At 57.3% G+C, this 15,009-nt stretch carries 15 protein-coding genes; 5 read left to right on the top strand and 10 right to left on the bottom strand.

Going from position 1 to position 15,009, the window contains the following annotated elements; genetic code table 11:
* Nucleotides 1-105 precede the first annotated feature (105 nt).
* From yiaY to V6944_RS04565, 7 genes are all read right to left on the bottom strand, one after another.
* Nucleotides 106-1,257: an L-threonine dehydrogenase gene (gene yiaY / locus V6944_RS04595; protein WP_333498065.1), complete on the bottom strand. Its 1,152-nt coding sequence runs from the start codon at nt 1,255-1,257 to the stop codon at nt 106-108.
* 184 nt (nt 1,258-1,441) lie between these two features.
* Nucleotides 1,442-3,292, bottom strand: a complete 1,851-nt coding sequence (selB, locus tag V6944_RS04590; RefSeq protein ID WP_333498064.1) for a selenocysteine-specific translation elongation factor — start codon at nt 3,290-3,292, stop codon at nt 1,442-1,444.
* Nucleotides 3,289-4,680 carry an L-seryl-tRNA(Sec) selenium transferase gene (gene selA, locus V6944_RS04585; RefSeq protein ID WP_333498063.1) on the bottom strand — a complete coding sequence of 464 codons (1,392 nt, stop codon included), beginning with the start codon at nt 4,678-4,680 and terminating at the stop codon, nt 3,289-3,291. The genes selB and selA overlap by 4 nt, the downstream gene beginning before the upstream one ends.
* A 99-nt stretch (nt 4,681-4,779) precedes the next feature.
* On the bottom strand, nt 4,780-5,388 hold the full coding sequence (locus tag V6944_RS04580) for a glutathione S-transferase (protein WP_185667458.1): 609 nt from the start codon (nt 5,386-5,388) through the stop codon (nt 4,780-4,782).
* A 74-nt stretch (nt 5,389-5,462) separates the two neighbouring features.
* A complete protein-coding gene (locus tag V6944_RS04575) occupies nt 5,463-6,599 on the bottom strand; it encodes an HlyD family secretion protein (protein ID WP_220440692.1) in 1,137 nt (378 codons plus the stop codon).
* A 2-nt stretch (nt 6,600-6,601) separates the two neighbouring features.
* Nucleotides 6,602-6,967, bottom strand: a complete 366-nt coding sequence (locus V6944_RS04570) for a DUF3302 domain-containing protein (protein WP_333498062.1) — start codon at nt 6,965-6,967, stop codon at nt 6,602-6,604.
* A gap of 198 nt (nt 6,968-7,165) precedes the next feature.
* Nucleotides 7,166-7,378: a hypothetical protein gene (locus V6944_RS04565; RefSeq protein ID WP_333498061.1), complete on the bottom strand. Its 213-nt coding sequence runs from the start codon at nt 7,376-7,378 to the stop codon at nt 7,166-7,168.
* Nucleotides 7,379-7,652: 274 nt separating this feature from the next.
* On the opposite strand from V6944_RS04565, the gene V6944_RS04560 reads away from it, so the two are divergent.
* The 5 genes from V6944_RS04560 (at nt 7,653) to trmL (ending at nt 12,498) form a co-directional block, all read left to right on the top strand.
* A complete protein-coding gene (locus V6944_RS04560) occupies nt 7,653-8,015 on the top strand; it encodes a YibL family ribosome-associated protein (RefSeq protein WP_185667462.1) in 363 nt (120 codons plus the stop codon).
* 282 nt (nt 8,016-8,297) lie between these two features.
* Nucleotides 8,298-9,953, top strand: coding sequence for an L-lactate permease (lldP, locus tag V6944_RS04555; RefSeq protein ID WP_333498060.1), 1,656 nt, complete (start codon nt 8,298-8,300; stop codon nt 9,951-9,953).
* Nucleotides 9,950-10,726 carry a transcriptional regulator LldR gene (lldR, locus tag V6944_RS04550; protein ID WP_185667464.1) on the top strand — a complete coding sequence of 259 codons (777 nt, stop codon included), beginning with the start codon at nt 9,950-9,952 and terminating at the stop codon, nt 10,724-10,726. Before lldP ends, lldR begins: the two co-directional genes overlap by 4 nt.
* Nucleotides 10,723-11,907, top strand: coding sequence for an FMN-dependent L-lactate dehydrogenase LldD (lldD, locus tag V6944_RS04545; RefSeq protein ID WP_333498059.1), 1,185 nt, complete (start codon nt 10,723-10,725; stop codon nt 11,905-11,907). Before lldR ends, lldD begins: the two co-directional genes overlap by 4 nt.
* A gap of 117 nt (nt 11,908-12,024) precedes the next feature.
* Entirely contained in the window at nt 12,025-12,498 is a 474-nt protein-coding gene (trmL, locus tag V6944_RS04540) for a tRNA (uridine(34)/cytosine(34)/5-carboxymethylaminomethyluridine(34)-2'-O)-methyltransferase TrmL (RefSeq protein WP_333495458.1), read from the top strand.
* Between the two features lie 66 nt (nt 12,499-12,564).
* Here the strand turns inward: trmL and cysE are convergent, their stop codons facing one another.
* The 3 genes from cysE to secB all read right to left on the bottom strand — a co-directional run bounded on the left by cysE (nt 12,565) and on the right by secB (nt 14,952).
* A complete protein-coding gene (cysE, locus tag V6944_RS04535; RefSeq protein WP_185667467.1) occupies nt 12,565-13,386 on the bottom strand; it encodes a serine O-acetyltransferase in 822 nt (273 codons plus the stop codon).
* Nucleotides 13,387-13,465: 79 nt separating this feature from the next.
* On the bottom strand, nt 13,466-14,485 hold the full coding sequence (gene gpsA, locus V6944_RS04530; protein ID WP_333498058.1) for an NAD(P)H-dependent glycerol-3-phosphate dehydrogenase: 1,020 nt from the start codon (nt 14,483-14,485) through the stop codon (nt 13,466-13,468).
* The gene (gene secB, locus V6944_RS04525) at nt 14,485-14,952 is read right to left on the bottom strand and encodes a protein-export chaperone SecB (protein WP_064541041.1); all 468 of its coding nucleotides are present in this window, start codon (nt 14,950-14,952) and stop codon (nt 14,485-14,487) included. Before secB ends, gpsA begins: the two co-directional genes overlap by 1 nt.
* Between the last annotated feature and the right edge of the window lie 57 nt (nt 14,953-15,009).

Below are 15,009 nucleotides of genomic sequence, written 5' to 3'. Positions count from 1 at the left end.
AATACGCCGACTCCGGGTCCCCCGGCGGCGCTGCGCTTGGCCGGGCTACAGGCACAAAAAAAGCAGAACGCGAGCGTTCTGCTTTTTTTTAACGCCGGGTCCGAATTACATCGCCGCGCGGAAAATGGCCATGATCTCTTCGTGGGTGGCCTGGATAGGGTTGGTGAAACCGCACGCGTCTTTCAGCGCGTTGGTTGCCAGCACCGGAATATCCTCTTCCTTCACGTTCAGGTCACGCAGGCCAGCAGGAATATTCACCTGACGCGCCAGTTTACGAATCGCATCAACGCATGCCGCCGCGCCCTGCTCGTCATTCATCGCGCTCACGTCGATATTCATCGCTTTCGCGCAATCACGCAGACGTGCCGCAGCCACTTTGCTGTTGAATACCTGAACGTGCGGCAGCAGTACCGCGTTGCAAACGCCGTGCGGCAGGTCGTAGAAACCGCCCAACTGGTGCGCCATCGCGTGAACGTAGCCCAGGGAAGCGTTATTGAACGCCATGCCCGCCAGGAACTGCGCATAGGCCATCGCTTCACGCGCTTCACTGTTGCTGCCCTGTTCAACGGCAGTCGGCAGGTTTTCAACAATCATGGTGATCGCTTTCAGCGCACACGCATCGGTAATAGGCGTTGCGGCGATAGAAACGTAGGCTTCAATCGCGTGTGTCAGCGCATCCATACCGGTGGCGGCAGTCAGCCCTTTCGGCATGCCTTCCATCAGGGAGGAGTCGTTAACGGACAGCACTGGCGTCACATGTTTGTCGACAATCGCCATTTTGATATGACGCGTCACGTCGGTGATGATGCAGAAACGGGTCATTTCAGACGCCGTACCCGCGGTAGTGTTAATCGCGATCATCGGCAGCTGCGGTTTTGCAGAGCGGTCAACGCCTTCGTAATCACGGATATCGCCGCCGTTGGCTGCTACCAGCGCGATCCCTTTCGCGCAGTCGTGCGGGGAACCGCCGCCCAGGGAGATGACGCAATCGCAATCATTGGCGCGCAGCATTTCCAGACCTTCTTCAACGTTAACCGTCGTTGGGTTCGGATGGGTACCATCAAATACCACGCTCAGAATGTCGAATTCCTGCAGACGTTTTTGAATATTGCCCGCCACGCCCAGCTTGTTCAGCACCGCATCGGTGACAATCAGCGCACGGCGATAGCCGTACTCTTTCATTGTGCTCATTGCGTCATTTAACGCGCCATTACCGATAACATTCACTGATGGAATGAAAAAAGTCGATGCAGCCATGATAGTTCCTTTATTTAATAAGCAGGCTCCCGAGGCTATAGCAATATTTATCGAGAAAACCCGATCAAGTTGGCATTTTTATCTATGGATAAAATAAAAAGCACGCCACGTTATTGTTTATGGCGTGTTTTTTAGAGTTTTATATATCTATGTATTTTATTTGATATCTTTTCGCATTGATTTGTTAATTTTTATTATCCGGGAATAAAAGCGCATCGCGTAATAAATGGTCATTGCCACGACGGCGGGTAAAACCAATGCGGTTAAAATATTCCAGAATCTGGATCGCCAGCTTACGACCGACGTTGAGCTTATCGCGGAAATCTGCGGCGCAGGTCGAGCCTTTTTCCTGGTCGAGCTCGCGGATCATGCTCGCAAAGGTCACAATCCGGTCGTTGCGATAGTAGCGGTCTTTGACAATCGCGGTGATCATCCCCTGCTGCGCCGCCAGGCGTAACACGCTACGCATGGTGTTCTCATCGGTAGCCGTTTGCGTCGCCAGATCGCGCACCCACCACGGCTCGTCGCCAAACAGCGGCGCGGCTTTCTGCCATACCGCCTGCTGTTCATCGGTAAAGCCTGCTTTATGGTCCGGCAGATGCAGCCAACCGTGGTGGCTGGCAATCACGCCGCTTTCACGCATCTGCTCGATAAGCGTCAGCACCAGCGCTTCATCTTCCATCGGTAACGCAATGCGGCGTAAGCGCTCGCGCCCCGGGCCCGGCTCATCTTTGTGCTGCTCATGATAAATCGCCAGCGCGTCCAGCAGTTTACGCTGCCAGCGGGCCGCCAGCGGCGCATCCAGCAGGCTGTCGCCCGCGAGAATAAAGCCCGGCTGAGCAATCAGCTTCTCAAGCCCCTGGGTACTCAACTGACGCGCCCAGGCAAAATCACGCAGATTAACGGCATCGCGGGTGAGATGCACCGCCAACGCCTGCGCATCTTCTTTGGCCAGCGCCAATGCGGCAATCCACGCCAGATATTCAGGTTTACGCTTGCCGCGACGCGGCGAATTGAGCGTCACCACGCGTGCCCCGGCCAGCGTCACTTTTGCCGAGATATCGCGCAGTACCAGACGGTCGTTATCCGCCAGCCACAGCGGTGCGTCGAGCACCAGTTCCGCCAGATTATCTTCCAGCAACGACACGCGCCCGGTGATATGGCTCGCCGCGTGGTGGATATGCAGCGGCTGCCACTGGGTCAGCGGCACGTGGCTTTGCAGTTCGACAATCACCCGTTCAGACGGTGCGGGCGGCGCTTCGGTCAGCAGCCAGTCACCACGGTTAAGATCTTCTTTTTGCGCGGCACCCGCGATATTCAGCGCAATACGCTGGCCGCCGTGGGCCTGTTCGACAGGCTGATTCTGCGCATGCAGACCGCGCACGCGCATCGGTGTGTCCATGCCGGTGAGCCACAGCGTGTCGCCCACGCGCACATCGCCCGACAGCGCCGTACCGGTCACCACCAGCCCCGCGCCTTTAACGGTAAACGCGCGGTCAATCGCCAGACGAAAACGCTGGTTTTCTGGATGTTCACGGGCGGCCAGCTGGCGCAAATGGTCGCGCAGCTCATCAATACCGCGGTTTTCCGTCGCGGCGGTTTCAAACAGCGTCGCCTGTTCAAAGCCGTATTCACGCAGAACATCGGCGACTTCACGGCGAACCTCGTCAATACGCGCGGCATCAACGCGGTCGACCTTGGTTAAGGCGACGGTCAACGTCGGGTTGCCCGTCAGTTGCAGAATCGCCAGATGCTCACGCGTTTGCGCCATCACGCCGTCATCGCATGCCACCACCAGCAGGGCATGGTCAATGCCGCCCACGCCAGCCAGCATATTGGAGAGGAATTTTTCATGCCCAGGGACGTCGATAAAGCCCAGAACGCGCCCATCCGGCTGCGGCCAGTAGGCGTAACCGAGGTCAATCGTCATACCGCGGGATTTCTCTTCCGGCAGGCGGTCGGCGTTAATACCGGTGATCGCCTGCAGCAGGGTGGTTTTGCCGTGGTCAACGTGACCGGCGGTGGCAATAATCATTTCAACAACATCTCCAGGAATCGGGGTTCATCTTCAAGGCAGCGTAAATCAAGCCACAGACGCCCATCATAAATTCGGCCAATGACCGGGACTGGCAGGCTACGCCAGGCGGTAGAGAGCGCTTCAAGTCGGCTCCCTTTGCCATCCAGCGGCGTCAGCGCAATCGCGGCGCTCGGCAGGCTTTCGGACGGCAGGGAACCGCTGCCAATCTGCGACGCGCACGGCATCACCTGCACCGCAAACTCATCGCCATAGCGCTGCTGCAGCGGCTCGCACAGGCGCAACGCCTGCTGGTGAATTTCTTCCGCAGTGCGGCTTAACAGGCGCAGCGTTGGGAGTTCAGCCGCCAGCTTTTCCGGGTGTAAATACAAGCGTAACGTGGCTTCCAGCGCAGCCAGGGTCATTTTATCGGCGCGCAGCGCACGTTTAAGCGGGTGCTGCTGTAGCTGGGCTATCAGCGCCTTTTTGCCAACGATAATCCCGGCCTGCGGGCCACCGAGCAGTTTGTCACCGGAGAAGCTGACCAGGCTGACGCCTGCGGCAATCATCTCCTGCGGCATCGGTTCTTTCGGCAGACCGTAGCGGCTGAGATCGATAAGCGAACCGCTGCCGAGATCTGCGACTACCGGCACGCCAAGCTCGCGGCCAATCTCTGCCAGCTCCGCTTCTTCTACCGATTTGGTAAAGCCTTCAATGCTGTAGTTGCTGGTATGCACCTTCATCAGCAGCCCGGTGTTGTCATTGAAGGCCTGACGGTAATCTTTCGCGTGAGTGCGGTTGGTGGTGCCCACTTCATGCAGCACACAGCCCGCCTGACGCATCACGTCGGGAATGCGAAACGCCCCGCCAATTTCCACCAGCTCACCGCGTGAAACCACCACCTCTTTTCCCGCCGCCGTCGCCGCCAGCATCAGCAGCACCGCCGCGGCGTTGTTATTCACGATGCAGGCATCTTCCGCGCCGGTTAAACGGCACAGCAGGTCGGCCAGCGCACGGTCACGGTGCCCTCGCCCTGCGCCGTCGAGATCGTACTCCAGCGTCACCGGATCGCGCATCGCTTGGGTGACGGCATCAATCGCCGCCTGCGCCTGCTGTGCGCGCCCGAGGTTGGTGTGCAGCACGGTACCCGTCAGGTTAATCACCGGACGCAATGCGCTTTGTGCATCACGGTGCAAACGGCGCTGCGTCTCCTGCGCCCAATTTTCGCTCCAGGCGGGAAGCGTCTGCTGCTCGCGAATGCAAAGGCGCGCCTCGTCCTGCATCTGGCGGAGTTGTTCCACCACCTGCGAGTGACCATGGGTATCGAGTAAACGGGCAAAAGCGGGATCGCGAAGCAGGCGATCGGTCGCAGGAAGCTGGCTGTAGAGCGAACGGGTATCGGTAGTCATGAATAGGCCTGACGGTTAAATGTTACCCCTCCCGACGGGAGAGGGAGTCATAAGGGAGGGATTGTACAATGTACAGCGGCTCCGCGTTATAGCGTTCAATCAAGCCTTTGGCGGTTCGGTGCGTGCAAAGCTTTCACGCAGGAAGAGCGTTTCCGCAAGCTTCACCAGATTCGGCCGTTCCACGCACCAGCCCGGCGCAATGCGGCGGAAGTTCAGGTAACCAATCGCACAGGCAATGGCGATGGTAGCCAGGTTGAGGGTATCGGTTTTCAGCGTACCGTCGGCCAGATAGCCTTCCAGTGCATCCAGGCTGCGGCGAATTTTCTCACGCTGGCGCAGCACTTCGGCTTCTGATTGCTGCGCGGCTGGGCGAGCCTGTTCACGTACGGAGGCCAGGCCAGCATCCATAATGCCGTCAGCCAGAGATTCCATCTGACGTACTTTCAGTGCGGCTAGCGGGTCACGCGGCACCATCTCCGGCGCAACGCCCAACAGCTCGATGTACTCGGCGATAATCGGTGAGTCGAACCAGCACTCGCCGTCATCCGTCACCAGCGCGGGCACTTTACCCAGCGGGTTGTACTGCGCCACGCCGTTTTCAGCGTTGTAGGGCTGTTCGTTAACAAACTCAAAGGCGATCCCCTTTTCCAGTAAGAGGACCGATATTTTGCGTACAAATGGGCTGGTGTAGCTGCCGACCAGTTTCATCATCATCTCCTTTGTGCCAACAAAGAGATCAGTATGGCTCAGGCAGCTGCATTCGCCCTCTGCTTTTTACTTGTCTAGTGATCCAGATAGAGATAATGCATCCAGCTGGTCATGCGCAGCAGGACTTTACGCATCACCGAGACGTGGGCGAAATGGTCGGAATATACGGCAACCTGCGCGTAGATACCGTCCGGCAGCGAATCCACCTCTTCGTTAGGGTCTAAATCAATCAGCGCCATGACGCCGTCCGTCCCCGGCACCACCGTCAGCGATTGCAGCGCCCCCTGCGCCTGATAGGAGCCGCCGGGCACCACCGGCAGTATGCTGGCGAGCTTACCGTGGAACACCTGACCGGGCAGCGCGTTAAACACCACTTCGGCATCATCGCCCGCTTCCAGTCGCAGCAGCGAGTTCTGGCGGAACTGCGCCACTATCTGCCGTTTTTGTTCCGGGATAAACACCATCACCGGGCGCAGCGGCAGTGCGGCGGCGTAGGTACCTGGGCGAATCAGCACCTGCGTGGCGTAGCCGTCGCTCGGGGCGCGAACCACCGTCTGGTCGAGGTTATATTTGGCTTCCGCCAGCTGCGCGCGCAGGCTGACAATCTGCGACTGCTCGCCGTTGACCATGCTGTCCAGTTGGCTCTTAATCTGCGACTGCTCGGCAACCGAGCCTTTGACCATCGCATCCTGGGCGAGATAGTTCTGCCGGGCGTTATCGATATCGCTTTCAGAGAAAGGGTTCACCCGTGCCTGGCTGCCCTTAAGATAGCGCTGGTAGTCTTTGTACAAGCGGTCACGCTCTGCGGAAACTCGCGTAGTATTGGCCTGCGCTTCGGAAAGCTGGCCCTTCAGGGTATCAACATTGTGCGTGGCGGTGACGAGGTCAGCCTGGAGGCGGTCAACCCGTGCCTGATAGCGGGTCGGGTCGAGTTTAAATAACACCTCGCCTTTTTTAATTAGCTGGTTATTTTTATCCGTCACTTCACTGACTACGCCGGTGACCTGCGGCGTAATTGGAATGGAAATTACCGCCTTCTGCGCCGTAAAGGTATAAGGGTGGTTATAGTTCATTAATAAAATAAGTCCGCTAACTAAAAAGACACCGCCTAATGCCGCGGTTGCCAGCGTCCATTGATTCACCGGAATACGGAATATTTTAAATACCGCCCACGCGAGCGCGACGTAGGTCAAAACAATCAGCAGATCCATGTTTATTGCTCCGCAGTCGTGTCAGCCGAGGGGCGAATTTCCGCCAGCTTTTGCTCAAGCTCCGTCACCCTTTGGGTAAGCCGGGCAAGCGTATCGTCAGCGGGCGACTGGGGCTCTGGCGCAGGAATATGCGACTGCATGCCCCACCCCCGGTCGGGCTGGTAGAGCGTCGCCCAGATCCATAAAAACGGCCATATCACGTGCAGAGTAAACAGACTAACCCACCCGGCGGTATGAATCGCATCGGCATGGGGATGGTTGCGTTTTTTCGCGATGTTATAGGGAATATCATGAATCATGATGATTCCGTAAAACAGCACCAGAAAGACGAAGATGAGCACACCCAACGCAAAATAGTTTAGAAACATACCTGCCCCAGATTCACGCTATTCGGGTTTTTGAGATGTTTGGCGGCCGAAGACACGACTGACCGATATGTTGAAAATAATGCTCAAACGCTATTTTCGCCATCACCCGGCGGGGTAATTTTTATTTCTGGAGAGAAGCAAGCATATCCCGGGTAATACCCAGTGCATTACCCGTTTGAGAAACAGCCCAAACCGACGCTATTTGTACTGCGAGTCTACCGGACGGTACAGGTTGCGATAGTAGGCCAGACGCTCAAGGAACATCTCGGCTTTATCTTCCGGAATATCGTCCGGCACGCGATCGTTATGCGGCTTTTTGTGCAGGTACTCGACAAACGCCTGGCTGGAGGCCATAAAATCGACCGCTTTATCGATAATCTGCGGAATGTTTTCACCCATTTTATTGCTCATCGCACATCCTCCTCATCGATTAACCTTATCTTAAGCATGGATAATCAATGCCAACCCGGTTAAGGAAAATGTGCGGATTTTTGTCACTTATTTTCAAAAAAGCGATCGCGCTAACTCATTTAAAAAATCACCTTTAAATTCATGCAAATATATCTATTACATGCTTATTATCACGTGATGTAACTTCTCGATTTTGTATAATTAACTACCAGAAATGAGCGACAACGCGCATACTAGAGGCTATTACGTCTATTTGTTATCAGATACCGGCAACATGAAAGAAATCGAAAAAAACGAAATTAAACGCCTGAGCGACCTGCTTGATGCTATTCGCCACCAGCAGGCAGCGCTGTCCCTGGTGGAAGGCGCCGAAAAGTACGCCGAGCTTGAAGTTGAAAAAACCAAGCTTGAAACGGAAATCGCGCGCCTGCGTGAAGTCCGTACTCAGAAGCTCAGTAAAGAAGCACAGCAGCTGACCAAACTGCCATTCAGCCGTGCGATTACCAAAAAAGAACAGGCCGACATGGGCAAGCTGAAGAAAAGCGTCCGTGGTCTGGTCGTTGTGCACCCAATGAGCGCGCTTGGCCGCGAAATGGGTCTGCAGGAAATGACCGGGTTCGCGAAGAGCGAGTTCTAAGTCACCTCTCCTGAACCTTCTCCCGCCGGGAGAAGGTTGTCTTTCCTCCCCCCAAAATCTCTCCCGCAATTGGCCCAACCAATTTCACAACCAAATCGCTATTGGTTCACAATTCCATTATTTCTAATCACAAACACGTTGCTAGAACATAACATTTAGTTAACCATTCATTGGCATTACCCCTACATCACCATATTGGCAGGGCCACTTTTACACAAACCGTGAAGCAGAGCTGAGCATAGACTCACCGCAACCGGCGCGTGTGGCCCCCTGGAGACCTGCATGAGCCTCTGGCAACAAAACTACGACCCGGCTGGGAATATCTGGCTGTCTAGTCTGATCGCATCACTTCCGATCCTGTTCTTCTTCTTCGCGCTGATTAAGCTCAAGCTGAAAGGCTATGTCGCGGCAAGCTGGACGGTATTTATCGCCCTGGCCGTGGCGCTGCTGTTCTACAAGATGCCGGTTGACCGCGCGCTGGCGTCGGTGGTTTACGGCTTCTTCTACGGCCTATGGCCGATTGCCTGGATTATTATCGCTGCCGTCTTCGTCTACAAAATCTCGGTGAAGACCGGGCAGTTTGACATTATTCGTTCGTCAATCCTCTCAATTACCCCGGACCAGCGTCTGCAAATGCTGATTGTTGGCTTCTCCTTCGGGGCATTCCTCGAAGGGGCGGCGGGCTTTGGTGCGCCGGTGGCGATTACCGCCGCGCTGCTGGTTGGTCTTGGCTTTAATCCGCTGTATGCCGCAGGCCTGTGCCTTATCGTCAACACCGCGCCAGTGGCGTTCGGTGCGATGGGGATCCCGATTCTGGTTGCCGGTCAGGTTACCGGGCTCGATAGCTTCCACATTGGCCAGATGGTTGGCCGCCAGCTGCCGTTCCTGACCATTATCGTGCTGTTCTGGATTATGGCGATTATGGACGGCTGGCGCGGCGTCAAAGAGACCTGGCCTGCCGTGATGGTCGCGGGCGGTTCGTTTGCTATCGCTCAGTACCTCAGCTCCAACTTCCTGGGGCCGGAACTGCCGGACATCATCTCTTCACTGGTTTCTCTGGTCTGTCTGACGCTGTTCCTCAAGCGCTGGCAGCCGGTACGTATTTTCCGCTTTGGCGATATGGGCGCTTCGCAGGTCGATATGAACCTGTCGCGCACCCACTACACCGCAGGACAAGTGGTTCGCGCCTGGTCGCCGTTCCTGTTCCTGACCGCCACCGTAACGCTGTGGAGTATTCCACCGTTTAAAGCACTGTTCGCACCGGGCGGCGCGCTGTATGACCTGGTGATTAACATTTCGGTACCGTACCTCGACAAGCTGGTTGCGCGTATGCCACCGGTGGTAAATCAGGCCACGGCCTATGCAGCGGTGTATAAGTTCGACTGGTTGTCGGCAACCGGCACCGCGATTCTGTTTGCCGCCCTGCTCTCCATCGTCTGGCTGCGCATGAAGCCAAAAGACGCCATCAGCACCTTCGGCTCCACGCTGAAAGAGTTGGCGTTACCGATTTACTCCATCGGCATGGTGCTGGCGTTCGCCTTTATCTCGAACTACTCCGGCCTGTCGTCGACGCTGGCACTCGCGCTGGCGCATACCGGCCACGCCTTTACCTTCTTCTCACCGTTCCTGGGTTGGCTTGGCGTGTTCCTGACCGGTTCAGACACCTCTTCCAACGCCCTGTTCGCCGCGCTTCAGGCGACCGCCGCGCAACAGATTGGCGTGTCGGACGTGCTGCTGGTTGCCGCCAACACTACCGGCGGCGTGACCGGGAAGATGATTTCACCGCAGTCCATCGCCATTGCCTGTGCGGCGGTTGGCCTGGTGGGCAAAGAGGCTGACCTGTTCCGCTTTACCGTGAAACACAGCCTGATCTTCACCTGTATGGTGGGCGTGATTACCACGCTGCAGGCTTACGTCTTAACCTGGATGATTCCGTGATAATACTGCCCAAACGTCTGTCAGACGATGTCGCCTGCCGCGTGCGGGCACTGATTGAAGAACAGCAGCTGGAGGCGGGCATGCGATTGCCCGCCGAAAGAAAGCTGGCAGCCCAGCTTGGCGTCTCGCGCAACTCTCTGCGCGAAGCGCTGGCGAAGCTGGTGAGCGAAGGACTACTGCTCAGCCGTCGCGGCGGCGGCACCTTCGTACGCTGGCAGCATGAGGGGTGGTCTGAACAGAATATTGTGCAACCGCTGAAAACCCTGCTGGCCGACGACCCGGACTACAGTTTCGATATCCTTGAAGCCCGCCACGCCATCGAAGCCAGCACCGCATGGTACGCCGCGATGCGCGCGACCGATGCCGACAAAGAGAAAATCCGCCTCTGCTTTGAAGCCACCCAGAGCGACGACCCGGATCTCGCCTCGCAGGCCGACGTGCGTTTCCATCTGGCCATCGCTGAGGCATCCCATAACGTGGTGCTGCTGCAAACCATGCGCGGCTTTTTCGACCTCCTGCAGTCCTCGGTCATTCAGAGCCGCGAGCGCATGTATCTGGTGCCGCCGGTCTTTGCGAAGCTGACCGAGCAGCATCTGGCCGTACTGAACGCCATTACCGCTGGCGATGCCGAAGGCGCCCGTCAGGCAATGATGGCGCACCTCGGCTTTGTCCACACCACCATTAAACGTTTTGATGAAGACCTGGCCCGCCAGGCACGGATCACCCGCCTGCCCGACGACCACACTGAACTTTCCAGGGAGAAAAAAGCATGATTATTTCCGCCGCGAGTGACTACCGCGCCGCCGCCCAGCGCATCCTGCCACCGTTCTTGTTCCACTATATTGACGGTGGCGCGTATGCGGAACACACCCTGCGCCGCAACGTGGAAGACCTGTCAGATGTGGCGCTGCGCCAGCGTATCCTGAGAAATATGTCCGACCTGAGCCTCGAAACCACGCTGTTCAAAGAGCAGCTTTCTATGCCAGTCGCCCTGGCACCGGTTGGCTTATGTGGTATGTACGCCCGTCGCGGTGAGGTGCAGGCCGCCGCCGCCGCCGATGCCAAAGGTATTCCGTTTACGCTCTCCACCGTTTCAGTCTGCCCAATTGAAGAAGTGGCGCCAACCATCAAGCGCCCGATGTGGTTCCAGCTGTACGTGCTGCGCGATCGCGGCTTTATGCGCAACGCGCTGGAGCGCGCCAAAGCGGCGGGCTGCTCAACGCTGGTCTTTACCGTTGATATGCCAACCCCAGGCGCGCGCTATCGCGACGCCCACTCCGGCATGAGCGGCCCGAATGCCGCCATGCGCCGCTACTGGCAGGCCGCCACCCATCCACAGTGGGCGTGGGACGTAGGCCTGAACGGTCGCCCACACGACCTGGGCAATATCTCCACCTACCTCGGCAAGCCAACCGGGCTGGAAGATTACATTGGCTGGCTGGCGAATAATTTCGATCCGTCCATCTCGTGGAAAGACCTGGAGTGGATCCGCGAATTCTGGGATGGCCCGATGGTGATCAAAGGGATCCTCGACCCGGAAGATGCCCGCGACGCGGTGCGCTTCGGCGCCGACGGGATCGTCGTCTCCAACCACGGCGGCCGCCAGCTCGACGGCGTGCTCTCCTCCGCCCGCGCGCTGCCGGCGATTGCCGATGCGGTGAAAGGCGATATTACGATCCTGGCCGACAGCGGTATCCGTAACGGCCTGGACGTGGTGCGCATGATTGCGCTGGGTGCGGATAGCGTGCTGTTAGGCCGCGCGTATCTGTATGCGCTGGCGACACACGGCCAGGCGGGCGTGGCTAATCTGCTGAATCTGGTTGAGAAAGAGATGAAGGTGGCGATGACGCTGACCGGAGCGAAATCGATTAAAGAGATTAGCCGTGATTCGCTGGTGCAGAGTGGAGAAGTGGCGCAGGCGTTTCAGATGATTAAGCAAGGGAGCGCGGCGTAGGTCCGTGCGGTTTTTCCCCCTCACCCTAGTAGGGGCGAGGGGACGAAACGGCGTACGCTGTTCGAGTGAGGGTTTCCCTAAATTCTGCTATCCTGCCCCGCAATCCAAGGGGGCAGCATGCTTAACATCGTTTTATTCGAACCTGAAATCCCACCCAATACCGGGAACATCATCCGTCTGTGCGCCAACACCGGCTTTCGTCTGCATATCATCGAACCGATGGGTTTTGCCTGGGACGACAAGCGCTTACGCCGCGCTGGGCTGGACTACCACGAGTTCACCGCCGTGACACGCTATGCCAATTACGCCGCCTTTGTTGAGAGCGAAAACCCGCAGCGTCTGTTTGCCCTGACCACCAAAGGTACGCCCGCACACAGCGCGGTAAGCTATCAGGACGGTGACTATCTGATGTTTGGCCCAGAAACGCGCGGGCTACCGGCGACCATTCTGGACGCGCTGCCGCCGGAACAAAAAATTCGGATTCCAATGATGCCGGACAGCCGCAGCATGAATCTGTCGAACGCGGTGTCGGTGGTGGTGTATGAGGCGTGGCGCCAGCTGGGGTATCCGGGCGCGGTATTGCGCAGCTAGCACCTTGCCCGGGCTACATTTGAAGGTAGCCCGGCCGAGCGAAGCGACGCCGGGAAAACAGCAACGTTAAATTCCGTCGCCGTACTCAAAGCCGTGGTTAATACCGTTGAAGTGCTGGTCCATATCCATCGCCGGTTTATCCGACTCCGGCTTGCCGACGATACGCGCCGGTACGCCCGCAGCGGTGGTGTGTGGCGGCACCGGCTGAAGCACCACCGAGCCCGCGCCAATCTTCGCACCGCGACCCACTTCAATATTGCCGAGGATCTTCGCCCCAGCCCCAATCATCACGCCTTCACGAATTTTCGGGTGACGGTCGCCGCTGGTTTTACCGGTCCCGCCGAGGGTCACGGACTGCAGGATAGAGACGTCGTTTTCAATAACCGCCGTTTCGCCCACCACAATACCGGTCGCGTGGTCGAGCATGATGCCACGGCCAATCTTCGCCGCGGGGTGAATGTCCACCTGGAACGACACCGAAACCTGATTTTGCAGGAAAATGGCCAGCGCGCGTCGCCCCTGCGCCCACAGCCAGTGGCCGATACGGTAGGCCTGTAAGGCGTGGAAGCCTTTCAGGTACAGCAGCGGCGTAGAATATTTGTCGACCGCCGGGTCACGGGTGCGCACGGCCTGAATGTCACAGGCGGCGGCGGCGATCATTTCCGGGTCTGCGGCGTAGGCCTCTTCCACCACTTCGCGAATAGCGATAGCGGGCATAATCGGCGAAGCCAGCTTATTGGCGAGCATGTAGCTTAAGGCGCTGCCGAGGTTTTCGTGCTTGAGTAACGTCGCGTGATAAAAACTGGCGAGCATAGGCTCACAGTCCGCCAGAGCCCTGGCTTCCGCTTTAATATTGTTCCAGACAATTTCCAGTTCTTCACACGACATTGCTTACTCCAGACATATTGGAACGATCGGCAAGTCTGCGCTTGCCGGATCGTCGGGATGACAAAGGTTTCCTGCGTTTTTAGCTGCCGCTATGCTCATCCTTGCGTGCACGACCTAATAAGGTCAATGCTGCCTCGCGCGCGTTTTTTCCGCAATATAATACCTGATAAATTTCCTCGGTTATTGGCATTTCGACACCTGTGCGGTGCGCCAACTCGCGGACTTCTTTGGTATTACGGTAACCTTCGACCACCTGGCCAATACTGTCCTGCGCTTCCTGAACCTGTGCGCCTTTCCCCAGCGCCATGCCGAAACGACGGTTGCGCGACTGGTTGTCGGTACAGGTCAGCACTAAGTCACCGAGCCCCGCCATGCCCATAAAGGTCACCGGGTCAGCCCCCAGCGCCACGCCGAGGCGCGACATTTCGGTCAACCCACGGGTAATCAGCGCCGTACGTGCATTCGCGCCAAAGCCGATACCGTCGGAGATACCCGCGCCAATCGCAATCACGTTTTTCACCGCGCCGCCCAGTTGGACGCCAATGAAATCCGGGTTGCTGTAGACGCGGAAGCTCTTGCCGCAATGCAGCAATTGCTGCAAATCGTCGGCAAAGACCGGGTCCGTGGCCGCCAGCGAAATCGCCGTTGGCATACCTGCTGCCAACTCTTTGGCAAAGGTCGGGCCGGAAATCACCGCCAGTGGTATCTCGTCGCCCAGCGCTTCACGCGCCACGTCCTGCAGCAGGCGGCCAGTATCAGCCTCCAGCCCTTTCGTCGCCCAGAGCAGGCGCGCGTCAGGACGCAGCAGCGGTTTCATCTGGCGCAATACATCGCCAAATACGTGGCTTGGCACCACCACCAGAATATCGCGGCTGGCAGCCAGCGCGGTCGCTAAGTCGCTTTCCAGGTGGAGGGTATCAGGGAACGAAACGTCGGGAAGGAATGCCGCATTGCAGCGATCGTGCTGTAAGGTCGCGACATGTTTGGGGTCGTGGCCCCAGAGTACAACCTGGTGGCCGTTTCTTGCCACGGTGATGGCAAGAGCGGTGCCGTACGAGCCGGCACCGATCACAGTCATTGAAGCATTAAATGCGTTCATCAGGCATCCTGATGTTGTTCTGCACCTTCGCCAGCCTGCTGTTGCAGATAGTTCATGAACAGCGCATCAAAGTTAACCGGCGCAAGGTTCAGCTGTGGGAAAGTCCCACGGGAAACCAGGCTGGTGATGCATTCACGCGCATACGGGAACAGGATGTTCGGGCAGTATGCACCCAGGCAATGAGCCATCTGAGTCCCTTCAATACCTTCGATGGAGAAGATACCCGCCTGCTGAGTTTCGCACAGGAACGCCGTTTCTTCGCCAAGGGTCGCCGTTACGGTGACACGCAGCACCACTTCATACACGCCTTCAGCCAGCTGGTTGGAAGCGGTATCAAGATCAAGTTTAACCTCTGGCTGCCAATCTTTCTGGAAAACGTGTGGTGCATTTGGTGCTTCAAAAGAGACATCTTTGGTGTAGATGCGCTGAATCTGGAAAGCCATTTCTGCGTTGTTTTGTTCTGACATGTGTAAAAACCCTTTCGTGTTGTCCTTAAAAAAAGCGGTATGCCTCACGCCCGCTCA

It is taken from the genome of Kluyvera sp. CHPC 1.2972 (assembly GCF_036759925.1).
Lineage (GTDB): Bacteria > Pseudomonadota > Gammaproteobacteria > Enterobacterales > Enterobacteriaceae > Kluyvera.
Note: the sequence above shows the minus strand (reverse complement) of the source record. Positions and strands in the feature narration are given on the sequence as shown.

Coding starts and splice junctions, on each gene's coding strand:
- yiaY (WP_333498065.1), bottom strand. CDS start 1,257: ATGGCTGCATCGACTTTTTTCATTCCATCAGTGAATGTTATCGGTAAT.
- selB (WP_333498064.1), bottom strand. CDS start 3,292: ATGATTATTGCCACCGCCGGTCACGTTGACCACGGCAAAACCACCCTG.
- selA (WP_333498063.1), bottom strand. CDS start 4,680: ATGACTACCGATACCCGTTCGCTCTACAGCCAGCTTCCTGCGACCGAT.
- V6944_RS04580 (WP_185667458.1), bottom strand. CDS start 5,388: ATGAAACTGGTCGGCAGCTACACCAGCCCATTTGTACGCAAAATATCG.
- V6944_RS04575 (WP_220440692.1), bottom strand. CDS start 6,599: ATGGATCTGCTGATTGTTTTGACCTACGTCGCGCTCGCGTGGGCGGTA.
- V6944_RS04570 (WP_333498062.1), bottom strand. CDS start 6,967: ATGTTTCTAAACTATTTTGCGTTGGGTGTGCTCATCTTCGTCTTTCTG.
- V6944_RS04565 (WP_333498061.1), bottom strand. CDS start 7,378: ATGAGCAATAAAATGGGTGAAAACATTCCGCAGATTATCGATAAAGCG.
- V6944_RS04560 (WP_185667462.1), top strand. CDS start 7,653: ATGAAAGAAATCGAAAAAAACGAAATTAAACGCCTGAGCGACCTGCTT.
- lldP (WP_333498060.1), top strand. CDS start 8,298: ATGAGCCTCTGGCAACAAAACTACGACCCGGCTGGGAATATCTGGCTG.
- lldD (WP_333498059.1), top strand. CDS start 10,723: ATGATTATTTCCGCCGCGAGTGACTACCGCGCCGCCGCCCAGCGCATC.
- trmL (WP_333495458.1), top strand. CDS start 12,025: ATGCTTAACATCGTTTTATTCGAACCTGAAATCCCACCCAATACCGGG.
- cysE (WP_185667467.1), bottom strand. CDS start 13,386: ATGTCGTGTGAAGAACTGGAAATTGTCTGGAACAATATTAAAGCGGAA.
- gpsA (WP_333498058.1), bottom strand. CDS start 14,485: ATGAACGCATTTAATGCTTCAATGACTGTGATCGGTGCCGGCTCGTAC.
- secB (WP_064541041.1), bottom strand. CDS start 14,952: ATGTCAGAACAAAACAACGCAGAAATGGCTTTCCAGATTCAGCGCATC.